General features: G+C 73.6%; 19 protein-coding genes. 4 read left to right on the plus strand and 15 right to left on the minus strand.

Features of this window, described 5'->3' with window-relative positions; all coding sequences use genetic code 11:
* Positions 1-22: 22 nt before the first annotated feature.
* From H297_RS0133190 to H297_RS0133225, 8 genes are all read right to left on the minus strand, one after another.
* On the minus strand, positions 23-3,976 hold the full coding sequence (locus H297_RS0133190) for a non-ribosomal peptide synthetase (protein ID WP_027740545.1): 3,954 nt from the start codon (positions 3,974-3,976) through the stop codon (positions 23-25).
* Complete coding sequence (locus H297_RS0133195; RefSeq protein WP_027740546.1) at positions 3,973-4,200, minus strand: phosphopantetheine-binding protein; 228 nt, start codon at positions 4,198-4,200, stop codon at positions 3,973-3,975. Before H297_RS0133195 ends, H297_RS0133190 begins: the two co-directional genes overlap by 4 nt.
* A gap of 4 nt (positions 4,201-4,204) precedes the next feature.
* The gene (locus H297_RS39975; RefSeq protein WP_051352405.1) at positions 4,205-4,912 is read right to left on the minus strand and encodes an isochorismatase family protein; all 708 of its coding nucleotides are present in this window, start codon (positions 4,910-4,912) and stop codon (positions 4,205-4,207) included.
* A gap of 16 nt (positions 4,913-4,928) precedes the next feature.
* Positions 4,929-6,593, minus strand: coding sequence for a 2,3-dihydroxybenzoate-AMP ligase (locus H297_RS0133205; protein ID WP_027740547.1), 1,665 nt, complete (start codon positions 6,591-6,593; stop codon positions 4,929-4,931).
* Positions 6,594-6,667: 74 nt separating this feature from the next.
* Positions 6,668-7,909, minus strand: coding sequence for an isochorismate synthase DhbC (gene dhbC, locus H297_RS0133210; protein WP_078515027.1), 1,242 nt, complete (start codon positions 7,907-7,909; stop codon positions 6,668-6,670).
* A gap of 46 nt (positions 7,910-7,955) precedes the next feature.
* Entirely contained in the window at positions 7,956-8,771 is an 816-nt protein-coding gene (locus H297_RS0133215) for a 2,3-dihydro-2,3-dihydroxybenzoate dehydrogenase (protein WP_027740549.1), read from the minus strand.
* Positions 8,768-9,142: a hypothetical protein gene (locus H297_RS0133220; protein WP_027740550.1), complete on the minus strand. Its 375-nt coding sequence runs from the start codon at positions 9,140-9,142 to the stop codon at positions 8,768-8,770. Before H297_RS0133220 ends, H297_RS0133215 begins: the two co-directional genes overlap by 4 nt.
* 591 nt (positions 9,143-9,733) lie before the next feature.
* Positions 9,734-10,564 carry a GntR family transcriptional regulator gene (locus tag H297_RS0133225; protein WP_027740551.1) on the minus strand — a complete coding sequence of 277 codons (831 nt, stop codon included), beginning with the start codon at positions 10,562-10,564 and terminating at the stop codon, positions 9,734-9,736.
* Positions 10,565-10,948: 384 nt separating this feature from the next.
* Between H297_RS0133225 and H297_RS0133230 the strand changes: the two genes are divergently transcribed.
* Together H297_RS0133230 and uriT are read left to right on the plus strand one after the other, a co-directional pair.
* Entirely contained in the window at positions 10,949-11,896 is a 948-nt protein-coding gene (locus tag H297_RS0133230; RefSeq protein ID WP_486589780.1) for a nucleoside hydrolase, read from the plus strand.
* Between the two features lie 7 nt (positions 11,897-11,903).
* Positions 11,904-13,325: a uridine transporter UriT gene (uriT, locus tag H297_RS0133235; protein WP_027740553.1), complete on the plus strand. Its 1,422-nt coding sequence runs from the start codon at positions 11,904-11,906 to the stop codon at positions 13,323-13,325.
* Positions 13,326-13,528: 203 nt separating this feature from the next.
* Here uriT and H297_RS0133245 read toward each other — a convergent pair whose 3' ends face one another.
* Positions 13,529-13,747: a ferredoxin gene (locus H297_RS0133245; RefSeq protein ID WP_027740555.1), complete on the minus strand. Its 219-nt coding sequence runs from the start codon at positions 13,745-13,747 to the stop codon at positions 13,529-13,531.
* Between the two features lie 3 nt (positions 13,748-13,750).
* Positions 13,751-14,941, minus strand: a complete 1,191-nt coding sequence (locus tag H297_RS0133250; protein ID WP_027740556.1) for a cytochrome P450 — start codon at positions 14,939-14,941, stop codon at positions 13,751-13,753.
* A 189-nt stretch (positions 14,942-15,130) separates the two neighbouring features.
* Between H297_RS0133250 and H297_RS39980 the strand changes: the two genes are divergently transcribed.
* Positions 15,131-15,793 (plus strand): TetR/AcrR family transcriptional regulator, encoded by a 663-nt coding sequence (locus H297_RS39980; protein ID WP_078515031.1) that lies wholly within the window; start codon positions 15,131-15,133, stop codon positions 15,791-15,793.
* 48 nt (positions 15,794-15,841) lie between these two features.
* On the opposite strand, the gene H297_RS0133260 is transcribed toward H297_RS39980, so the two are convergent.
* The 4 genes from H297_RS0133260 to H297_RS0133275 all read right to left on the minus strand — a co-directional run bounded on the left by H297_RS0133260 (position 15,842) and on the right by H297_RS0133275 (position 18,215).
* Entirely contained in the window at positions 15,842-16,618 is a 777-nt protein-coding gene (locus H297_RS0133260; RefSeq protein WP_027740557.1) for an SDR family oxidoreductase, read from the minus strand.
* Between the two features lie 77 nt (positions 16,619-16,695).
* A complete protein-coding gene (locus tag H297_RS0133265; RefSeq protein ID WP_027740558.1) occupies positions 16,696-16,959 on the minus strand; it encodes a hypothetical protein in 264 nt (87 codons plus the stop codon).
* Positions 16,960-17,114: 155 nt separating this feature from the next.
* Positions 17,115-17,531: a nuclear transport factor 2 family protein gene (locus H297_RS0133270; protein ID WP_027740559.1), complete on the minus strand. Its 417-nt coding sequence runs from the start codon at positions 17,529-17,531 to the stop codon at positions 17,115-17,117.
* A 102-nt stretch (positions 17,532-17,633) separates the two neighbouring features.
* A complete protein-coding gene (locus H297_RS0133275) occupies positions 17,634-18,215 on the minus strand; it encodes a TetR/AcrR family transcriptional regulator (protein WP_027740560.1) in 582 nt (193 codons plus the stop codon).
* 168 nt (positions 18,216-18,383) lie between these two features.
* On the opposite strand from H297_RS0133275, the gene H297_RS0133280 reads away from it, so the two are divergent.
* The gene (locus H297_RS0133280) at positions 18,384-18,635 is read left to right on the plus strand and encodes a hypothetical protein (RefSeq protein ID WP_027740561.1); all 252 of its coding nucleotides are present in this window, start codon (positions 18,384-18,386) and stop codon (positions 18,633-18,635) included.
* A gap of 90 nt (positions 18,636-18,725) precedes the next feature.
* Here the strand turns inward: H297_RS0133280 and H297_RS42445 are convergent.
* The coding region (locus tag H297_RS42445; RefSeq protein ID WP_158693789.1) for a transposase at positions 18,726-18,955 on the minus strand (230 nt) is incomplete at its 5' end.

The following is an 18,955-nucleotide window of genomic DNA, read 5'->3' on the forward strand; positions in this document are numbered from 1 at the left end:
CCGGCCGGGGCCCGCCGGGAGATCAACCCTCCCGCCCGGTGAGCCGCTCCGTCAAAATCGGCGCGATGACGTCGAGGAACTCCTTCCGCAGCAGGGCCGGGTGCGTACAGGCGAGGTCGTGGTTGTCGATGCGCCCCCGCACGTGCGGCTCCCACGCCGTGTGGGTCAGCCAGTCCTCGGCGCGCGGGGCGGCGGCCGTGAAGAAGAGCATGTCCCCGTCGTAGACGCGGTGCCGGTGCTCGCGCATCAGCTTCGCGTGGTTGGGGACGATCTCCACGATCCGGCCCAGGGTGCGGTCGCCGAGCCCCGCGAGCGGACTGCCCGCCCGGCGCAGCGTCGCCACCACGCCCTCGCGGTCACGCTCGGTCGTGCGCTCGAAGCCCGCCATGCGCAGCACGGCGGTGAGCGCGTCACCCTCCTCGGGGGCGGGCCGCTCGCGCCACTGCTCGGCGGGGAACGCGTCGAGCAGCGCGAGCATCTCGACGCGTTCCCCGGCCTCCTGGAGCAGCACGGCCACCGTGTGGGCCAGCACCCCGCCGACGGACCAGCCGAGCAGCCGGTAGGGGCCGTGCGGCTGCACCGCGCGGAGGTGCGCGGCGTAGTCGGCGGCCTCCTCCTCCAGCGTGCGCGGCAGGGGCTCGTCGTCGGCCAGGCCGCGGGCCTGGATGCCGTGCACGGGCTGGTCGGGGCCGAGCCGCGCCGCCAGCTCCGCGTAGCACCAGGCCAGGCCGCCCGCAGGGTGGATGGCGAACAGCGGGGGCCGGGTCCCCGAGGTGCGCAACGGCAGCACCACCCCCAGTGCCTCCCCGGCAGCGGGTGCCGTTTCGTCGAGCCGGGCCGCGAGGGCCGCAGGGGTCGGTGCCTCGAACAGTGCGCCGATGGTCAGTTCGGCGCCCAGTTCCTCCCGCAGGCGGGCCACCAGCCGTACGGCGAGGAGCGAGGTGCCGCCCAGGTCGAAGAAGGCGTCGTCGGGGCCGGCCTGCGCCACCCCCAGTACCTCGGAGAACAGCCGGGTCAGCGCCTCCTCCCGCGGCCCCGAGGGGCGCCGACTGCTGCCGGTGGATCCCGCGAAGACCGGCTCGGGCAGCTTCGAGCGGTCCAGCTTGCCGTTCGGGGTGAGGGGGAACTCCGGGAGCGCCACGACGGCCGAGGGCACCATGTGTTCGGGCAGTTCGCGGGTCAGCGCGGCGCGCACCGCTGCCGGGTCCGCCTCCCCTGTCACGTATCCCACGAGCCGCTGCTCGCCTCCACCGTCCTCCCGCACTGCGGCGCAGGCGGCCGTCACACCCGGGAGGGCCGCCAACGCTGCCTCCACCTCGCCGAGTTCGAGGCGCTGACCGCGCAGCTTCACCTGGTCGTCGGTGCGGCCGAGGTAGCCCAGCTCTCCGTCCGCAGTCCAGTACGCCAGGTCCCCGGTGCGGTACATCCGGGTGTCCGAGCCCTGGAGGGGGAGCGTCACGAAGCGTTCGGCGGTCAGCTCGGGCCGGCCCAGGTAGCCGTCGGCCAGCTGCCGCCCCGCCAGGTGGAGTTCCCCGGCGACGCCCGGCGGGCAGGGCCGTCCGGCGGCGTCCAGCACGTAGGTGCGGGTGTTCCACACCGGGCGGCCGATGGGCACCGGACCGGTGTCCTGCGGGGCGCACGGGTGGTGGGTGACGTCGACAGCGGCCTCCGTGGGCCCGTACAGGTTGTGCAGCTCGACATCCGGCAGGAGGTCGAAGAAGCTCCGCACACTCTCGCGGGGCAAGGCCTCCCCGCTGCAGAACACCCGGCGCAGCCCCCGGCATCCGGCCGCCTCCGGCTCGGCCAGGAACGCCTGCAGCATGGACGGCACGAAATGACAGACCGTCACCTTCTGTTGCTGGACGAGGCGCGCCAGGCCGCGCGGATCGCGGTGCACGCCCGGATCGGCGACCACCAGGGTGGCGCCCTGGCGCAGCGGCCAGAAGAACTCCCACACCGACACGTCGAACGAGGACGGGGTCTTCTGCAGCACCCGGTCGGTGCCGGTCAGCGGGAAGGCGTGCTGCATCCAGCGCAGCCGGTTGTCGATCGCCCCGTGCGGGACGACGACGCCCTTGGGACGCCCGGTGGAGCCGGAGGTGTAGAGGACGTACGCGGGATGCGCGGGCGTCAGCGCCCGCTCCGGGGGCACCGGCGGGTAGCCGGCCTGCACCGCCTCGTCCAGCGTGTCCAGTGCGACCAGCGGCGTACCGGAGTCGGCGGGGAGCCGTTCGGCGCGGTCGGTGACGGCACACACCGGTGCGGCGTCCGCCAGCATGAAGGCCAGCCGAGCGGCCGGGTAGTCGGGGTCGAGCGGCAGGTAGGCGGCGCCCGCCTTGAGCACCGCGAGCAAGGTGACCACCAGGTCCACCGAGCGCGGCACGGACACCGCCACCACCGTGCCGGGGCGGGCACCCAGGGTGCGCAGGTGCCGGGCCAGCCGGTTGGCACGGACGTCGAGTTGGGCGTACGTGAGCACCGCGGAGCCGTGCACCAGGGCGACCGCCTGCGGGGTGCGGGTCGCCTGCGCCTCGACGGGACCGATGAGGGTGGTGGCGGGCAGCGCGCGGGAGGTGCGGTTGAACTCCTCGGCGACCAGCGCCTCCTCGGCGGGCGTGGCGATGCCGTGGGCGCCCGTCGGGGCGTCCGGGTCGGTCTGTGCGAGCCGGTCCAGCAGGTGCAGGAAGCGGTCCTGATGCGCTGCCAGGTCCGCCTCGGAGTACAGCGCCGGGTTGCCGTCGTGGTCGACGCGCAGCCCGCGGCCGTCGGCCCGGTCGTAGATGTTGACGGTCAGATCCTCCACCGGGCCGGCGGACAGGTTGCGCGCCCGCACCGGACTGCCCGCGAAGTCCACCCCGTAGTCGAACGGCATCACGTTGACCAGCGGCCCCACCAGGCCCCTGGCCTCGCCCAGCATGCCGAGGTCGCGGCGGATGTCCTCGTACCGGTAGCGCTGGTGGCGGCGCACCTGCCGCACCCCGAGCACGACCTGGCGCACCAGCTGTGCGAACGAGTCCTCGGGACGGACGGTGAGCCGCAGCGGCAGCACGTTCATCACCATGCCCGGCACCCGCAGTGCCACCGACCCCATGCGGCCCATCATCGGGATCCCCAGCACCACGTCGTCGCGGCCGCAGGCCCGGGAGGTGTAGAGGGCCTGCGCGGCGATCAGCAGATCCGGCCAGGTGGCGTGCAGGCGGCCGGCGAGCTCCCTCAGCCGCTGCGTCGCCTCCGGTGCCAGGTGGGTGGTGCGGCGGAGGAACGACCGCGAGGGCAGGGCACCCCGGCCGGCGAGCCGCGGCGCCTCGGGCCGGTCGGCGAGGGTCTCGGACCAGTGGTCGCGGTCCTGCTCGCAAACCTCGGAGGAGCGGTAGGCGGCGTCCTCGGCCACCAGGTCGGCCAGCGGACGGAAGACGCGCGGTCCGGGTTCCTCGCCGCGGGCAAGCGCGCTGTAAACCTCCGCGGTACGGCGTACCAGCAGCGCGTGCCCGAACCCGTCCATGACCAGGTGGTGGATGCGCTGGTACCACAGCCACCGCTGCTCCCCGACGCGGAAGAGGGCGTGCCGGAACGGCGGGCCGGCCGCGAGGTCGCAGGGGGTGGCGAGATCCGCCCGCATCCACTCCTCGGCCTGCTGCTCCGCCTGAGCACACCCCGCTCCTGCCGGGGCCCGCAGATCCTGCACGGTCAGCGGCAGGGCGACGTCCTCCTGGACGTGCTGGCGCGGTCCGTCCGGGGTGTCCTGTACGAGCACCCGCAGGGCGTCGGTCTCGGCAGTCACCCGGCGCAGTGCGGCGGCGAAGACCTCCGGGTCGAGCGGCCCGTCGATCACCAGGCACTCCGCGGTGTTCTGCGCCGGGCTGAGCGGGTCGAGCGCCTGCGCGTACCACATCCCCTCCTGCGCGGCCGTCAGCTGCAGCAGGGCGCCGGTCCCCTGTGGGGGAGGGCCGGGCTGGTGCGGTGACAGCACCGTCATGCCGCCCCCAGCAGTCGTGCCCAGGCCGCGAGGGAGGGCGTCTCGGCGAGGTCCGCGAAGTCGGCCTGCACGCCGTGGTCGCGGCGCCAGCCTTCCAGCAGGGTCATCAGCCGTACCGAGTCGAGGCCGTGGTCGACCAGGTCGCCGTCGTCGGGGAGGGCGGCGGGGTCCTCACCGAGGGAGGCGGCGACGTCGGCGCGGAGCTGTTCGCGGGTGAGGGACATCGGGTCAGGCCTCCGTGCGGGTGGTGGTGCCGGCGGTGTCCGGCGCGGTGGGGTGCGGGGACATCGGCTCCGCGCCCGTGGTGAGGTGGCCGAGGAGCGCGTCGGTCGTGGTGACGTGTCCGCAGCGCCCCGCGATCCAGCGCAGCGCTGCCTCGTGGTCGGCGGGCGAGAAGTCGGCGACGGCGTCCGCGACGACGAAGGCCTGGATGTCGCGCATCCACGCGTCGCAGGCCGTCACCTGTACCCCGATGTGGGCGTACACGCCGACGATCACCAGCTGGTCACGGCCCGTCTCACGCAGCAGTTCGGCCAGTTCGGTACGGACGAACGCGCTGTACTTCCACTTGGTGACCGTCCGGTCCCCGGCCGCCGGGGCGACGCTGTCGGGGACGGCCAGGGCAGCCGGGTCGTCGGCCGCCCCGGGGCCCCAGAAGTCGAGTTGGAGGCCGCGTTCGGCCGGGGTCTGGCCGCCGCGCTGCACGGAGTAGGCCACCGGGACGCCGAGCCTGCGGCAGGCGGCCAGCACCCGGGCGGTGTTGGCGAGCAACCCGGTCAGCGGCTGCTGCCCCGCGGGGAACGCGCCGAGGAAGTGCTGCTGCAGGTCGTGCACGAGGAGAAGGGCGCGCGCCGGGTCCGCGCGCCAGGCGACCCGGTTCGCGGGCAGCGCCTCCGCGGTGGGCAGGGGATAGGGAGCGATGGCGGGGAGTGCCACGGTGTTCACGGGCCTTTCACTGCTGCCGGGTTGCGGTCGCGGCGGACCGCAACCCCTTCTTGCTGACCTTGCCGATCCCGGTCTGCGGGAACGCCTCGACGCACTCGACGAGGTCGGGGACCTTGTAGCCGGCGACGCCGCGCTGCCGTACGAAGCGTTTGATCTCGGCGGGCTCGGGGGGCCGGGACCCCGCGCGCGGGATGACGTAGGCGAGGGTCCGTTCGCCCAGGTAGGCATCGGGCACGGCGACGACGGAGACGTCGTGCACCGCGGGGTGGGCGAGGACGATGTTCTCCACCTCCTCGGGCGCGATCTTCTCCCCGCCCCGGTTGATCTGGTCCTTGGCCCGGCCCTCGACCACCAGGTGCCCGGTGGGTGTGCGGCGTACCACGTCTCCGGTGCGGTAGAAGCCGTCCGCGGTGAACGAGCGCGCGTTGTGCTTGTCCGCGCGCCAGTAGCCGCGGATGGTGTACGGGCCGCGGGTGAGCAGGTGCCCGGACGCGCCCTCGGGTACGTCACGGTCGGCGTCGTCCACGATCCGGATCTCGTCGTCGGGGCAGATGGGACGGCCCTGGGTGGTCACGACGGTCTCCGTGTCGTCGTCCAGCCGCGTGTAGTTGACCAGCCCCTCCGCCATCCCGAACACCTGCATCAGCCGGCAGCCCAGTGCCGGCTCCAGCCGCCGCGCCGCCTCCTCGCTGTACTTGGCGCCGCCGACCAGCACCAGCTCCAGGCTCCCCAGGTCCTCCGCGGTGGTGGCGGCGGCCTGCGTCCACACCAGCGCCAGCGGGGGCACCAGCCCGGTCATGGTGATCTTCTCCCGCGCCACCAGGCCGAAGGCGGTCGCCGGGTCGGGGCGCGGGCACAGCACCACGCGGCCACCTGCGGCCAGCGTGCCCAGCCAGCCGGGGGAGCTCATGGGGAAGTTGTGGGCCGCGGGCAGGACGACGAGGAACCGGGTGTCCTCGTCCACGCCGCAGATCTCGTTCGAACCGTACAGCGAGTACAGGTAGTCGTCGTGGGTACGGGGGATCAGCTTGGGCACCCCCGTGGTGCCGCCGGACAGTTGGAGGAACGCCAGCTCGTGCGGTTCCGGCCCGGTGGCCGGCTGCGGATGCGGCGCGGGGGCGTCCCGCGGGCCAGGCGGTTCGTGGGCGACCTCGGCCAGCGCAGTGTGCTCGCCCGGCTCGCCGACGACGAACACGTGCCGCAGCGACGGGCACTCCCGGGAGACCCGGGAAGCCAGCTCACGGTGGTCGAACCCCGCGTGCCGGTCGGGCACCACGTAGGCCACGGCCTCGGTGAAGGAACAGAAGTAGGAGATCTCCGTCTCGCGGTGCGCGGGCAGCGCGTACACGGGCAGGGCGCCGATCCGGAACAGCGCGAAGACGACCTCCGCGAACTCGCCCACGTTGGGCAGGTGCAGCACGACCCGGTCGCCCCTGCCGATGCCCCGCGCGGTGAAGCCCGCGGCCAGCCGGTCGGCGCGCTCGTCCAACTCCCGGTAGGTCCAGGTGCGGCGTTCCGTGCCGTCCGCGCCGGACCCGGGGTCCACCAGCGCGATGCGGTCGGGGTGCGCGGCGGCCCGCTCGCGGAGCATCCCGCCGAAGGTCTGCCCGCGCCAGTAGCCGGCGGCCCGGTACCGGGCCGCGAACTCGGCGGGCCAGGTGGGTGCGTCGATGCCCGGCGTGGTGGCGGGAGAAGCTGGAGAATTCGGGGAAGTTGGAGAAGAGGTGTCGGTACGCGGCAGGGCGGTCACAGGGCGGCTCCCACCGCGTCGAGGAAGGTGCGGAACTTGGCGCCGGTCTCGGCCGTCTCCGCCTCCGGCGAGGAGTCGGCCACCACGCCGGCCCCGGCGAACAGCCGCAACCGGTCGTCCTCGGCTTCCGCGCAGCGGATGGTCACCACCCACTCGCCGTCGCCGTCGGCATCCTGCCAGCCGACCATGCCGGTGTAGGCGCCCCGGTCGAAGGGTTCCAGCGCCGCGATGACCTCGCGCGCGGTGCCCGTCGGGGTGCCGCAGACGGCCGGGGTCGGATGCAGAGCGCAGGCCAGTTCCAGCGCGGTCGTGCCCGGGTCGGCCAGTTCGCCCGAGACGGTGGTCGACAGGTGCCACATCGCGGCGGTACGCGCCAGCGTCGGCCGCTCGGGTATGTCGAGGCGCGTGCAGAACGGCGCCAGCGCCTCTCGCACGGCGTCGACCACCACCGCGTGTTCGTGCAGGTCCTTGGGCGACTCCAGCAGCGCGGCGGCCCGCCGCACGTCCTCCGCCAGGTCCTCGCTGCGCGGCACGGAGCCGGCCAGCGGGTTGGCCGTCAGCGCTCCGCCCCGCCGGGCGACGAGGAGTTCGGGGCTGGCGCCGACGAGGGTGCGACCGGGCCCGCTGGGCACGGCGAAGGTGTAGCCGGCCGGGTCGCGACGGGCCAGCCTGCGCAGCATGACGGGCATGTCGGGGCCGTGCGGCGCGGTCAGCTCCAGGGTGCGCGCGAGCACCACCTTCTCCAGCTCGCCGGCGCGCATCCGTTCAACTGCCGAGGCCACTGCCTGGCCGTACCGTTCGGCGCTGGGAACCTCGCGGATCTCCCAGGGCCCGTCGCTCTCCTGCTCGGGCACCGGGAGGGCCACCAGCGGGTCCTGGCGCAGCGGCGGCGCCCACCGCACGCGTGCGGGGACGGCCAGCGCGCCCGGCGCGTCCGGTGCGAACGGCAGGGCGCCCACCACCAGCGGCTGCCGGTCGCCGGCCCGGCGCCGGTCCGTCAGCACATCGCGCACCCGCCGGTGCAGCGGCCGTTCGTCGTGCGGCAGTTCGGCTGCCACACCGTGCGCAAGCAGCGTCACGGTCGGCGTGGCCAGCAGCCGGTCGGTGCCGGGCCGGTAGGCGTCCAGGAGCGCGGTGGCGGCTCCGGGCGTGAGGGCGGTGGGCGCTCCGGGCGTGCGGGCCGGGTCGAGCAGGCCGGGGCCGGCGGGCGCCGGGTGGTCATGGAGGGAGGCAGACATGGGTGCTCCAGGGGTCGGGCGCGGACCGTGGTACGGGGTGGCCGGTTCAGGCCCGCAGCGTGGCGCCGCCGTCCACGTACAGGTCGTGCAGGGTGATGTGGCGCGCGCGGTCGGAGGCGAGGAAGACGACGGCTTCCGCGATGTCGGCGGGGTCGGCGATCCGGCCGAGGGGGACACCGGTGCGGTAGGTGGCGAGGTCGCCCTCGACGACGCGCCGCACGGCAGCTTCCTCGTCGGCGGCGTCCGGCCCCCAGCAGGCGCGCTGCATGGCGGTGAGGGTGGAGCCGGGGGAGACGGTGTTGCAGCGCACACCCCGCCCGGCCACCTCCAGGCCGAGACACTTGGTGAACATCACGGACGCGGCCTTGGACGCGGCGTAGGCGGCCATTCCGGTGCGGGGGACGCCGGCCGCGTTGGAGGCGACGGTGACGATGCTGCCGCTGCCGCGTTCGGTCATCCGGCGGGCTGCGGCCCGCGAGACGTGGAAGACGCCGTCGGTATTGACGGCGAAGGTGGCCGCCCAGTCCGCGTCGGACAGCTCGGCCACCTCGGCCGACCGCAGGATTCCGGCGACGTTGACGGCGATCTCCAGCGGGCCGAGCAGGCGGTCGCTCTCGCTCAACAGCGTTTCCACGGCTGCCGCGTCCGTGACGTCCAGCGTCCGTGCGGTGACCTGTTGCGGGTGCGCGGCGGCGAGTTCCTCGATGCCGCCGGGGTCCAGATCGGTGGCCAGGACCCGGGCGCCCTGTGCGACCAGCGCCGCCACCACGGCGGCGCCGATGCCCCGGCCCGCTCCGGTCACCAGGGCGAGCCGCCCGTCGAGTTCGCGCGGGGCCGGGACCGTCGCCTGTGCAGTGCTCATCGGATCGTGGCCCTCCGGACGGCGGCCAGGACGAGGACGGCGGCCTCGGCGCCGCCCGGGCCGGTCGCCTCGGACCCGACGGTCCCCGTACGGGCAGAGGCCAGGCCGACCGGCGCGGTGGCGGGCGCGAGCGGGGAGACCAGGCCCGTCGTGCCGAGTGCGACCACGCCTGCGGAGTCCCTGCTCGCGAGGAGGTCCTGGCAGGTGGCGTCGGCGCCCCGGACCGTGTCGCCCTCGCCCGCCGTGCCGTCGCCGCTGGTTCTCGCCTTCGAGGTGCCGCCGGTGCGGGGCGGCGCGCAGGCGGAGAGGTGGTACTCGGTGGCGGCGGTACGGGCGCGTCTGTGAACGGGGGCGGCGGACGTGGGCTGCATGGTCGGTTCTCCCTCTCGGGCATGCCGCTCCGGTTCCGGGCATGCGGAGTCCTGGTGCCGGCCGGTCGCGGTCGACGGACCCGGACGGCGTACTTAGGTTAGGCTAACCTCATGCGCGGTGTGCAAGAGGGCCGGTCGACGAGGCCGCCCCTCTCCGGTCAAACCCCCCGGGGCGGGTGCGGAGTTCGGCCCCCGGGCCGCTGCCGTACCGACCGCCCGCCCCGGTGACCCGCTCACGGGCCGTGGACGGCCTGCTCGTGGGAACGGCACCTCGTACTCGCGGGCCGTGTGCGGTGCGAGGGAGCCCCAGCCGTCGCTGCTCTTCCCGCAGCGGCGCCGACGGCCGGGAGGGAGGGCGTCCGAGCCCTCGTCGGCGGCCCGGAGCCCAGCCGCCTGCCCAACTGCGGGCCGCCACCGCGGACATCCGGCCGTGTCGGCCGCCGATGGCAGCCCTCTCGGCGCCTGCTGCGCCGTATCCGGGCCGCCCGCCCCGCCGCCCCGCCGTGACGGCGCTCTTGTCGTAGCACCCCGCCCGCGCGCGGGACCGTCGCCGCTGTGTGACCCGTAAGGAAGGGGCGGGCGGAAGCTCGGTCAGCGGCGGGGGGTGAGGGACAGCAGTGGGGCGCCGGCCGGGAAGAGGTACTTGGCGGCCAGCACGGGGCGCCCCGCGGCGGAGACGGTCTGGGTCAGCAGCAGTGCCGGGGTCTCGGACGGCCGGGAGACGGCCCGGCCCCGCTCCGTACCGAGCACCGTGGCGCCCAGTGTGCTGCGGGCGCTCAGGGCGAGCCCGGTCCCCGCGCCCAGGAAGGCGGCGAGCATGGTGCCCTCCGGTGCCTCACGGGCCGCCCCGCCCTCCGCGGGGGCCGGGACCTTCCCACGGCCCGGCTCCTGCGGCCCGCCCCCCTCGGGTGCGGGCGGCGGGGTGTCGAGCGCGGTGACGAGGGTGCGGCCACCCGCGGCGCGCAGCACCGCCTCGTCGGCGGCCCACTCGTGCGTGAAACAGGCGGGTACGCCGTCCACGTCGACGACCGACTCCCAGAAGCAGGCCCGCTCGGCGGGCGCCATGCGCAGGTGGTACCCGGAGAAGTCGGTCGGCTCCTCCAGTTCGACGGCGAGCCGTCGGCACCGCACGACCCCGGGGCCCAGCAGCGCCTCGACCGGCAGCAGCCGCTCCAGACCGGGAGCCGGCGGCGGCTGGTTGACGACGCTTCCCGAGCCCTGACGGCGGGTTATCACGCCGTCCTCCTGCAGCAGGATCAGCACCTCCCGCAGCCCCGAGCGGCTCACGCCCAACTGTGCGGCCAGCTCCGGCTCGGGCGGCAGCTTCGCCCCGGGCGGGAAGGTGCCGTCGTCGATGGCCGCCACGATCCGCTGGTAGAGCTTCACGCGCGGCGAGTGCCGACGGTCTCCCTGTCGAGGCATCGGGGCTCCCGAGTATGTGTCGGACATTCGGTCGCGGTGGTCCGGCCGGGGTGGCGATCCGCTCGCGTGTGCGCCCCCAGACTAGCGCCCCCTGTGTGCGCCCCTTCCGGCGGTCCGTAGACCTCTCGGAACGGCTTCGTCGCCTGTCCGTGATCGCGGAGTCCCCCGCCGTGGACGGCGAGTGGCGCCGGTCGGTGGCGTATCCCCGGTGACAGCGGGATGTTCCCCACCTCTCCTCGCGCACCCCTTGTGCGGAGGGGGACGCGTGGCTAACCTCACGGCCATCCAATTGTCCGACAATCTCGCATCGCCCGGGAGCGCCGGACCACCCGTCTCGCCCCCTGGAAGTAGCACATGCCCGTCCCCGCATATCGTCCGCTGCTCATGGACTGCGACACCGGCATCGACGACGCCGTCGCGCTCCTCTACCTGTGCCGCACCCCCGGCGTCGATCTGCGCGCCGTCACCACCGTCGCCGGGAACACCAGCGCCGTGCGCGCGGCACGCAACACCCTCCAGGTGCTGGAGGCCGCCGGACGGACCGACATCCCGGTGGCCGCCGGAGCCGCCACCACGCTGCGCGGCGACAGCCATCCCGAGGCCGGATTCGTGCACGGCGAGGGGGGACTCGGCGGGGTCGCCCTGCCCGAGCCGCGCGCCGCCCTCGACCCGCGCCCGGCCGTCGACCTGATCCTCGACACCGCCCGCGCGGCGCCCCCCGGCGGTCTCGACATCCTCGCCACGGCCCCCCTCACCAACGTCGCGCTCGCCCTCCGCGAGGAGCCGAGGCTGCCCGAACTGGTGGGCCGGCTCACCGTCATGGGCGGTGCCGTCCACCACCCCGGCAACATCAGCCCGCTGGCCGAGGCCAACATCGGCCACGATCCCGAGGCGGCCGGGGCGGTGCTGGCCGCGGGCTGGCAGGACCTCGTCCTCGTCCCGCTCGACGTCACCATGCGGGAGAACCTCACCGAGGAGCACCGGCAGCGCCTGCTCGCCTGCGACACCCCGGTCAGCCGGCTCGCCGGCGAGATCCTGGACTTCTACTTCACCTTCCACGAGGAATCGGCGCTGCCCTTCCGCGGCTCGGCCTGCCACGACCCGCTCGCCGCCGGCATCGCCACCGGCGAGGTCACCCCCCGCACCGCGCCCCGGCTGCCCGTCACCGTCGACACCGCCGACGGTGCCGCCCGCGGCGCGCTCGTGGCCGACACCCGCGGCATCCACCGCGGCTACCCCGCACTGCCCGGCGCCAACGCCGCCGTGGTCCTGGAGACCGACGGCACGTTCCCCGAGCTGCTCGTCGACCGGCTGTGCCGGATACCGAGGTGAGACGGCGATGACACCTGATCCGACCACCCGGCCGCCGAGGACGACGGCCGGCACTGCGGCGCTGACCACGGCGCTGCTCGCCGCCTGCGTGGCCTTCCAGCTCAACGCCAGCATGCTGTCCCCGGCGCTGGTCACCATGGCCCGGGAGCTGCACACCGACGAGGCGTCCACCGGACTGTCGCAGACGGCGTTCTTCACCGCCTGCGCGATGTTCTCCCTCTTCCTGCCCCGCTTCAGCGACATCGTGGGGCGCCGCCGCGTGCTGCTGGGGATGCTCCTGGTCATGGCAGCGGGGACCGTACTGGCTGCGCTCGCACCCAACATCGCGGTCCTCGACGCCGCGCGCATCCTTCAGGGCGTCTCGGGTCCGGTCGTACAGATCTCGCTGCTGATGCTGCGCTCCGAGATCACCGACCCCAAGCGCTTCGGCACCCTCATGGGCCTGGTCACCGCCGTCAACGGCGGTATCGCCGGCGTCGACGCGCTGGCCGGCGGCTGGCTGGCCTCCCACCACGGTTTCCGCAGCATCTTCTGGGTGATCGCCGTCGTCGCGGTCGTCGCCGCGGCGGCCGTCGCCCTCGGCTGCCCCGAGTCGCGCCCCTCGTCCGGGACGCCGATGGACTGGCCGGGTGTGCCACCGCTCGTGATCAGCGTCGCCGCACTGCTCCTGGCCGTGGACCAGGCCAAGAAGCTGGGCGACGCCGACTGGCCGCTGGCAGCCGGACTGCTGGTGGTGGCCGCCGTCGCCTTCGCCGTGTTCTGGCAGGTGGAGAAGCGCAGCAGGCACCCGCTGGTGCGGATCGGCGACCTGCGACAGCGCGCCACCTGGGCACCGCTGACGACCACCCTGCTGACCCTCACGGGAGTCTTCGCCACCGTCAACGGCGTCCTGATGTCCTTCGTGCAGAACAGGGACACCGGGTTCGGGATGGGCGCGGGCCTCGCCTCGCTGGTCTTCCTCACCCCCTTCGCCCTCGTCGGCTGGCTGGTGGGGCCTTTCACCGGGCGGCTCGCACCCCTGGTCGGCTACCGCAAGCTGCTGCGCTGGGGCCTGTCGGGAAGCGCGGTCGTGGTGGCGGTCATGGCACTGGTCGGCATCCACTCGCTGCCCGTCATGGTCGTGTGCACGGTGTTGCTCGGTGTCACCTACGCCGGTGTCGCCAACATCGTGCTCAACCTGCTGGGCGTGGTGCTGGCGCCCAAGGACCACCCCGGGTTCCTGCCCGGACTGATCTCGGCCGCCTTCGGCCTCGGCGCCGGCATCAGCTTCGCGCTGCTGTCCGCCGTGCAGGTCGCCGGCAGCCCGCAGGGCAGCTCCTCGGCAGGCGGGTACGTGGCCGCCATGCTGCTCGGGGCCGTCGTGCTCGCCGCCGCGTACGCGACCTCGTTCCTCATCCCGCGGCCGCGGGAGGCCGAGGTCACCGAGTAGCCCGCTCTTCCCACCCCGCGAGGAAGCCACCGTGGTCGCCGTCGTCGGCAGCCTCGGCCCGGACCGCGTCGTCCCGGCGCCCCACCATCCCGCGCCCGGGGCGACGGTGTCCGGCGGTGCCCTGATCCGCCACCCCGGCGCCCTGACCCGCCACCCGGGCGGTGGTCGCCGCCTGGTAGCGGCGCACCGCCCGGCCGGGTGGGTCACGGACGGGGCCCCACCTCCTCCCCGCTCTCGTCCAGGAGCGTGATGGCGAGGGCCGGGCAGGAGTCCGCCGCGTCGAGGGCGGCCTCCTGCGGCTCGATCGTCTCCGTGACCGGGCGCGAGCGCTCGTTCTCCAGCCGGAAGACCTCCGGTGCCGTCCCGGCGCAGACACCGGAACCGATGCACACGTCACGGTCGACCTCGACACGCCAGCTCATCGTTCACCACCTCACAGGCATGGAGCGGGGACCGCGCACCAGCATCGCCGTCTTCCAGTCGATGTCACCGGCCAGGCGGATCCCGGGCAGGAGCCGCAGCAGCGCCCGGAGCGCCTCTTGCAGTTCAACCCGGGCCAGCGGAGCGCCCAGACAGTGGTGCACTCCATGTCCGAAGCCCAGGTGGGAGTTGTTCGCGCGGGTGATGTCGAGCGTGCCCGAGGCGTCGAAGCGCAGGGCGTCGCGGTTCGCCGCCCCGATGGCGACGAGCACCGGGTCGCCCGCGCGTACGAGCGTGCCGCCGACCTCGATGTCCTCGGTGGCGTAGCGCGGCTGACCGGCCGCCACACCCAGCGGGACGAAGCGCAGCAGCTCCTCCACGGCGCTGGTGACCAGAGCGGGGTCCTCGCGAAGGCGGGTGAACTGCCCGGGATGGTCGAGCAGCACGCTCAGGAAGTTGGGGATCTGGCTCGCTGTCGTTTCGTGCCCGGCGACGAGGATGCCGACGCACAGGTCGACCAGTTCGAGCTCGGAGAGCCTGTCGCGCTCGTCCCGCGCCTCGATGAGCGCCGTCATCAAGTCGTCGGCGGGGTGCGCCCGGTGCCGGGCGATCAGCTCCGCCATGTAGCCGCGCAGCTCCTCGCGGCTGGCCTCGAACTCCTCGGCGGTGAGCGAACTGGTCGACAGCGCGTTGTCGCTCCACACCCGGAAGCGCGGGCGGTCGGCCTCCGGCACGCCGAGCAGCCGGCAGATGACGCCGACGGGCAGGGGGAGCGCGAAGTCGTCGACGAGGTCGGCGGGCGGGCCCGTCTCGATCATGTCCCGCAGCAGGTTCTCGGCCAGGGTACGCACGTCCGGGCGCAGCTTCTCGACCCGTCGCACGGTGAACGCCTTGGCCACCAGCGTGCGCAGCCGGGCGTGTTCGGGTGGATCCATGCTGAGCAGCCCGCCCGTGAGCCGCCCCTGGGACTGGCGGGGCTCGTCGTGCCTAGCGGACTCGGCGCGGCTGAAGCGGCTGTCGCCCAGGACGAGCCGCGCGTCGGCGTAGCGGGTGACGAGCCAGGCGGCCTCGCCGTAGGGGAGGCGCACGCGGGCCAGTCCGTCCTGGCCGCGCAGCTCGTCGTAGCGGTCGGAGAGGCGGAGGGACGCCGCCTCGTTGAAGGGGTAGGCCATGGGTTCGGTGTCGGTGGTGGTCACCTGACCTCCTACCAGCGTGCTACCAGTATGTAAGCGTGTGCTTACAAAACGGTAGGCGGGCAGCCGTGCGCGGTCAACGGTGCCGTCCCCGGGTGCGGTTGCCCCGCGGGGACTACGCTGGCCCCCTGACGGGCCACGGCGACGGGCGCGACGCAACCGCTCCGACGGACTGCTGTGACGGGGGATCGCATGACCACCTACCGGCGTGAGGACGACAGGCCGGACGGGGCCGATCAGGCGCCCGCGGCCCGGGAACCGGCTGCCCCGGAGAAGCCCGCCGACCGCAGACGGAACGCCGCAGCGACCCGCCGGTCCCTGGTGCGCGCGGCGTCCGCGCTGTTCACCGAGCGGGGCTACGAGCGCACGACGGTGCGCGACATCGCCGCCCGCGCGGGCGTCAACCAGGCTCTGCTCTTCCGGTACTTCGGCTCGAAGGAAGCGCTGTTCGAGGAGGTGATGGCCCACGAGGGCCTCCGCAACCTGCGCGGGACGGCAGCCGAGGACGTCCTGGAGACCGCCCTGCGCGGGCTGCTCGGCGCGGGCGGGGACGACGGCGCGCAGCGCCACCGGGCGCTGGAGATGTTCCTGCGGTCCTCCGCCGGCGGGACCGCCTCCGGGCCGGGCCGCCGGGTCGGCGACGCCTACGCGGACGTCCTCGCCACACTCACCGACGCCGACGACGCGGCCCTCCGCGCCGACCTGATGCTCGCCTGGCTGCTCGGCATCGGACTCACCCGCTCCGTGGTCGGCCGCGGAGCGCTGGCAGGTGCCGACCCGGACGAAGTGTGCGCGCTGGTACTGGACTGTGCCCGCACGGTGCTGGAGAGGCTCCCCGTCCGTCAGAACTCCTGACAGGCGGTCGGTCTCCCGGGCGGGCCGGTCCTCCGGCGGGGCGAGTGGTCACTTCTCCCGGTGCACCTTGGAGTTGGACGCCTGTGCGCGCGGGCGGACGACCAGCAGGTCCACGTTGACGTGGCTGGGGCGGGTGACGGTCCAGGCGATCGTCTCCGCGACGTCCTCGGGCGTCAGCGGTTCCGCGACACCCGCGTAGACCCCGGCGGCCCGCTCCCGGTCACCGTGGAAGCGGGTGAGGGCGAACTCGTCCGACTTCACCATGCCGGGCGCGATCTCGATCACCCGCACCGGGGAGCCGACGATCTCCAGCCGCAGCGTCTCGGCGAGCACGTGCTGGGCGTGCTTCGCGGCGACGTACCCCGCCCCGCCCTCGTAGGTGGCGTGCCCCGCGGTGGAGGAGAGCACGACGACCGTGCCGTCGCCGCTGTCCGTGAGCGCCGGAAGCAGCGCCTGGGTGAGGTGCAGGGTGCCGAGGACGTTCGTCTCGTACATCTGCCGCCACTCGTCCGGGTCGCCGGTGGCGACGGGTTCGGCCCCCAGCGCGCCGCCCGCGTTGTTGACCAGCACGTGCACCGCCGGGAGGGAGTCGGCGAACGCGTCGACGGCGGCCCGGTCCGTCACGTCCAGCGCGTACGCCTCCGCCCGCTGCCCGGCCCCGGAGATCGCCGCGGCGAGGGCCTCGATGCGGTCCCTGCGGCGCGCCGTGAGGACGACCCGGTAGCCCTCGGCCGCCAACTGACGGGCGGTCGCGGCACCGATGCCGCTGCTCGCTCCGGTGACGACAGCGGTGCGGGCCGGGGCGGCGGACGCGGTGGCGCTCATGCGGTGACTCCTCGAACGTGCGGTGACCTGCGTGCCAGGGTACGCAGCGGGGGGCCGCTCCGGCCGACGCGGTTGTTTCAGGCATTCTGCGGCCCGGGTGGCCAGGCAACCACCTCGAAACGGGCCGCATCGGCATCCACATCCAGGCATCGCAACGTGATCTGCTTGCCACGCTGCCGAGGTGTCCAGCCATGGTGGAGCAACGCTTGGCGGATGGCTGCCGCAACCAACCCCGGTGCGATCACCACTCCGTGCTCGACCCACGTCACCATCCGCTGCCCGGGCGTTTCCCCGTGCTCGACGACGATGGCCAGGCCGGGCTCGTCATCGGGCGCGACCACTCAGCGATAGCTGTCCCCGTCGACAGCAATCATCCGTGTGCCCTTTTTGCTATGCCCATACACCCCCACCTTTCCGATCTCTGAAGAACACCGTATCGCCAACACTCACGGGCTGCTCGGGACGCCGAGGAGGCCCGGCATCGGCTACCCATGCATCAGCTCGTGAGTGTCTCGTGCGGGAAGGACGAGGTGACGACGCGACTGGCGAATTTCCATCGGCCTGCGACCCGGACGTAGCGATCGCTGTACACGATGTGGGCGCGCGCGTAACTGCCATCGGTCTTCACCAACTCGACGAGACAGTTGACCCTGCCTTCACCACGGTCACCCTCGATACGGGTGATCAGGTGGTTGAACATCAGGTGGACGACGTTCCGGGAGTTGGCCATGAGGGTGTCGCGGAAGAAGACGCGGATCGCCTCGCGGCCTTCGAACAAGCCGAAGCCGGTTTCGGTCTCGTCCAGCGTGCCGTCCTCGGCCCAACAGCCGACGGACTCGTCAAGCTGCCCGGAGTCGAAGGCAGTCGCGTACCGACTGTTGAGGTCCTGGATCTCTGCACGGTTGTCACTCATGCCGAAAGCGTACGTTTGCGAACGCGATCAGAATCGCCCGGGGCGGCGCACCGGAGCCAAGGAGGAGGTTCCGGCCCCGGCCCGCGAGCGGCTGACCGGTCCCTAGGGTGTGCCGGGGCGGAGTCCGTGGGTGGGCGGTTCGGCGGTGGGCAGGCCGCGCAGCAGGCTGTCGAGGAAGAGGTCGAAGCGGACGGGGGCGTCGCCGAGCAGCCGCTGTTCCTGGGCGCCGAGCCAGGTGACCAGGGAGGTCCCGAAGACGTACCAACTGTGCAGGGCCATCTCGCGGGAGGCCCCTGCTGCGGTGAAGGCGGAGACGACCGCGTCCTGCATCGTGGTGAACGCGCGCGAGTGGCGGTGCGGGCGTGCGACGCGGGTGGCGTAGCCGGGCACCGCCAGGAACTCGTCGTGCGCGGCCCAGGCGAGCCGCGCGAGCCAGGTCCGCCAGGTGTCCGGGGTGGGGGGCTCCGCGGGGACGATCTTGTCGATCACCGCCTCGCTGACCAGGTCGACGACCCCCTGCCGGCCCGGCACCCACCGGTACAGCGCGGAATGCGAGACCCCGAGCCGTGCGGCCAGCTCCCGCATGGACAGCGACTCCAGATCGCCGGCGGCCAGCGCCGCCCGCACGATCGCTTCCTTGCTCAGCCGCGCGGGCGGGCCGGGGCGCTTACCGGGGCCAGTCATGACCAGGACCCTATCGACTCGGGCCCGCGCGCTGCGCCCGCGCGTAGTGACCAATGGTCTCTATTGAGTTAGGCTCCCCTTACTTGCCTGCGGGTGGCTTCTTGCCCACGAGGCGTCGTAGAGGTCGTGCGCACCGGTGCCCGGCCCGCCGGTACGGGAGGGAGAGTCGTGCCCGAGACACACGAGCGAGGGGCAACAGGGGACGCGGCGTCGGCGGAGGCGGCGCGGTCCCGGCACACGGACACGCGCACCGCCCCGGCCCAGGGGCTCCGCCGCCCGGGGCTGCGCATGCTGCTGGCCTGCGGTGCCCTCTTCCTCGTCGTCCTCGACGCCACGATCGTCTCGGTCGCCCTGCCCGCGGTCGGCTCCGCGCTCGCCATGGACGGCGCCGGGCTGGGCTGGGTGGTCAACGCCTACTAGGACTCCGTTAGGTCTGTCTCGATCTTGGTGTTGTGTATGTTCTGCTGGGCAGGGGCTGTTGGCAGGTGGTGCAGATGCCGGTCCAGCACCTCAGGACGTCTTGGAGGGCGTCGAGGATCTGATAGAGAGTGAGTCCGGTGCGGGCGCTTTTGGGGCCAGACGTTGTTCGGTGAGAAATGCGTGGGCGGCGGTCACGAGGGTGACGTGGTGGTGCCAGCCAGGCCAAGACCGGCCTTCGAAGTGGTCCAGGCCCAGGCCGTGCTTGAGTTCGCGGTAGTCGTGCTCGATGCGCCAGCGGATCTTGGCCAGGCGGACCAGGT

It is taken from the genome of Streptomyces sp. CNT360, from assembly GCF_000424785.1.

Excerpts from the sequence above, each read along its gene's own strand:
- H297_RS0133190 (WP_027740545.1), bottom strand. The coding sequence starts at position 3,976 with ATGACGGTGCTGTCACCGCACCAGCCCGGCCCTCCCCCACAGGGGACC.
- H297_RS0133195 (WP_027740546.1), bottom strand. The coding sequence starts at position 4,200 with ATGTCCCTCACCCGCGAACAGCTCCGCGCCGACGTCGCCGCCTCCCTC.
- dhbC (WP_078515027.1), bottom strand. The coding sequence starts at position 7,909 with ATGTCTGCCTCCCTCCATGACCACCCGGCGCCCGCCGGCCCCGGCCTG.
- H297_RS0133215 (WP_027740549.1), bottom strand. The coding sequence starts at position 8,771 with ATGAGCACTGCACAGGCGACGGTCCCGGCCCCGCGCGAACTCGACGGG.
- H297_RS0133220 (WP_027740550.1), bottom strand. The coding sequence starts at position 9,142 with ATGCAGCCCACGTCCGCCGCCCCCGTTCACAGACGCGCCCGTACCGCC.
- H297_RS0133225 (WP_027740551.1), bottom strand. The coding sequence starts at position 10,564 with ATGCCTCGACAGGGAGACCGTCGGCACTCGCCGCGCGTGAAGCTCTAC.
- H297_RS0133230 (WP_486589780.1), top strand. The coding sequence starts at position 10,949 with ATGGACTGCGACACCGGCATCGACGACGCCGTCGCGCTCCTCTACCTG.
- uriT (WP_027740553.1), top strand. The coding sequence starts at position 11,904 with ATGACACCTGATCCGACCACCCGGCCGCCGAGGACGACGGCCGGCACT.
- H297_RS0133245 (WP_027740555.1), bottom strand. The coding sequence starts at position 13,747 with ATGAGCTGGCGTGTCGAGGTCGACCGTGACGTGTGCATCGGTTCCGGT.
- H297_RS39980 (WP_078515031.1), top strand. The coding sequence starts at position 15,131 with ATGACCACCTACCGGCGTGAGGACGACAGGCCGGACGGGGCCGATCAG.
- H297_RS0133260 (WP_027740557.1), bottom strand. The coding sequence starts at position 16,618 with ATGAGCGCCACCGCGTCCGCCGCCCCGGCCCGCACCGCTGTCGTCACC.
- H297_RS0133270 (WP_027740559.1), bottom strand. The coding sequence starts at position 17,531 with ATGAGTGACAACCGTGCAGAGATCCAGGACCTCAACAGTCGGTACGCG.
- H297_RS0133275 (WP_027740560.1), bottom strand. The coding sequence starts at position 18,215 with ATGACTGGCCCCGGTAAGCGCCCCGGCCCGCCCGCGCGGCTGAGCAAG.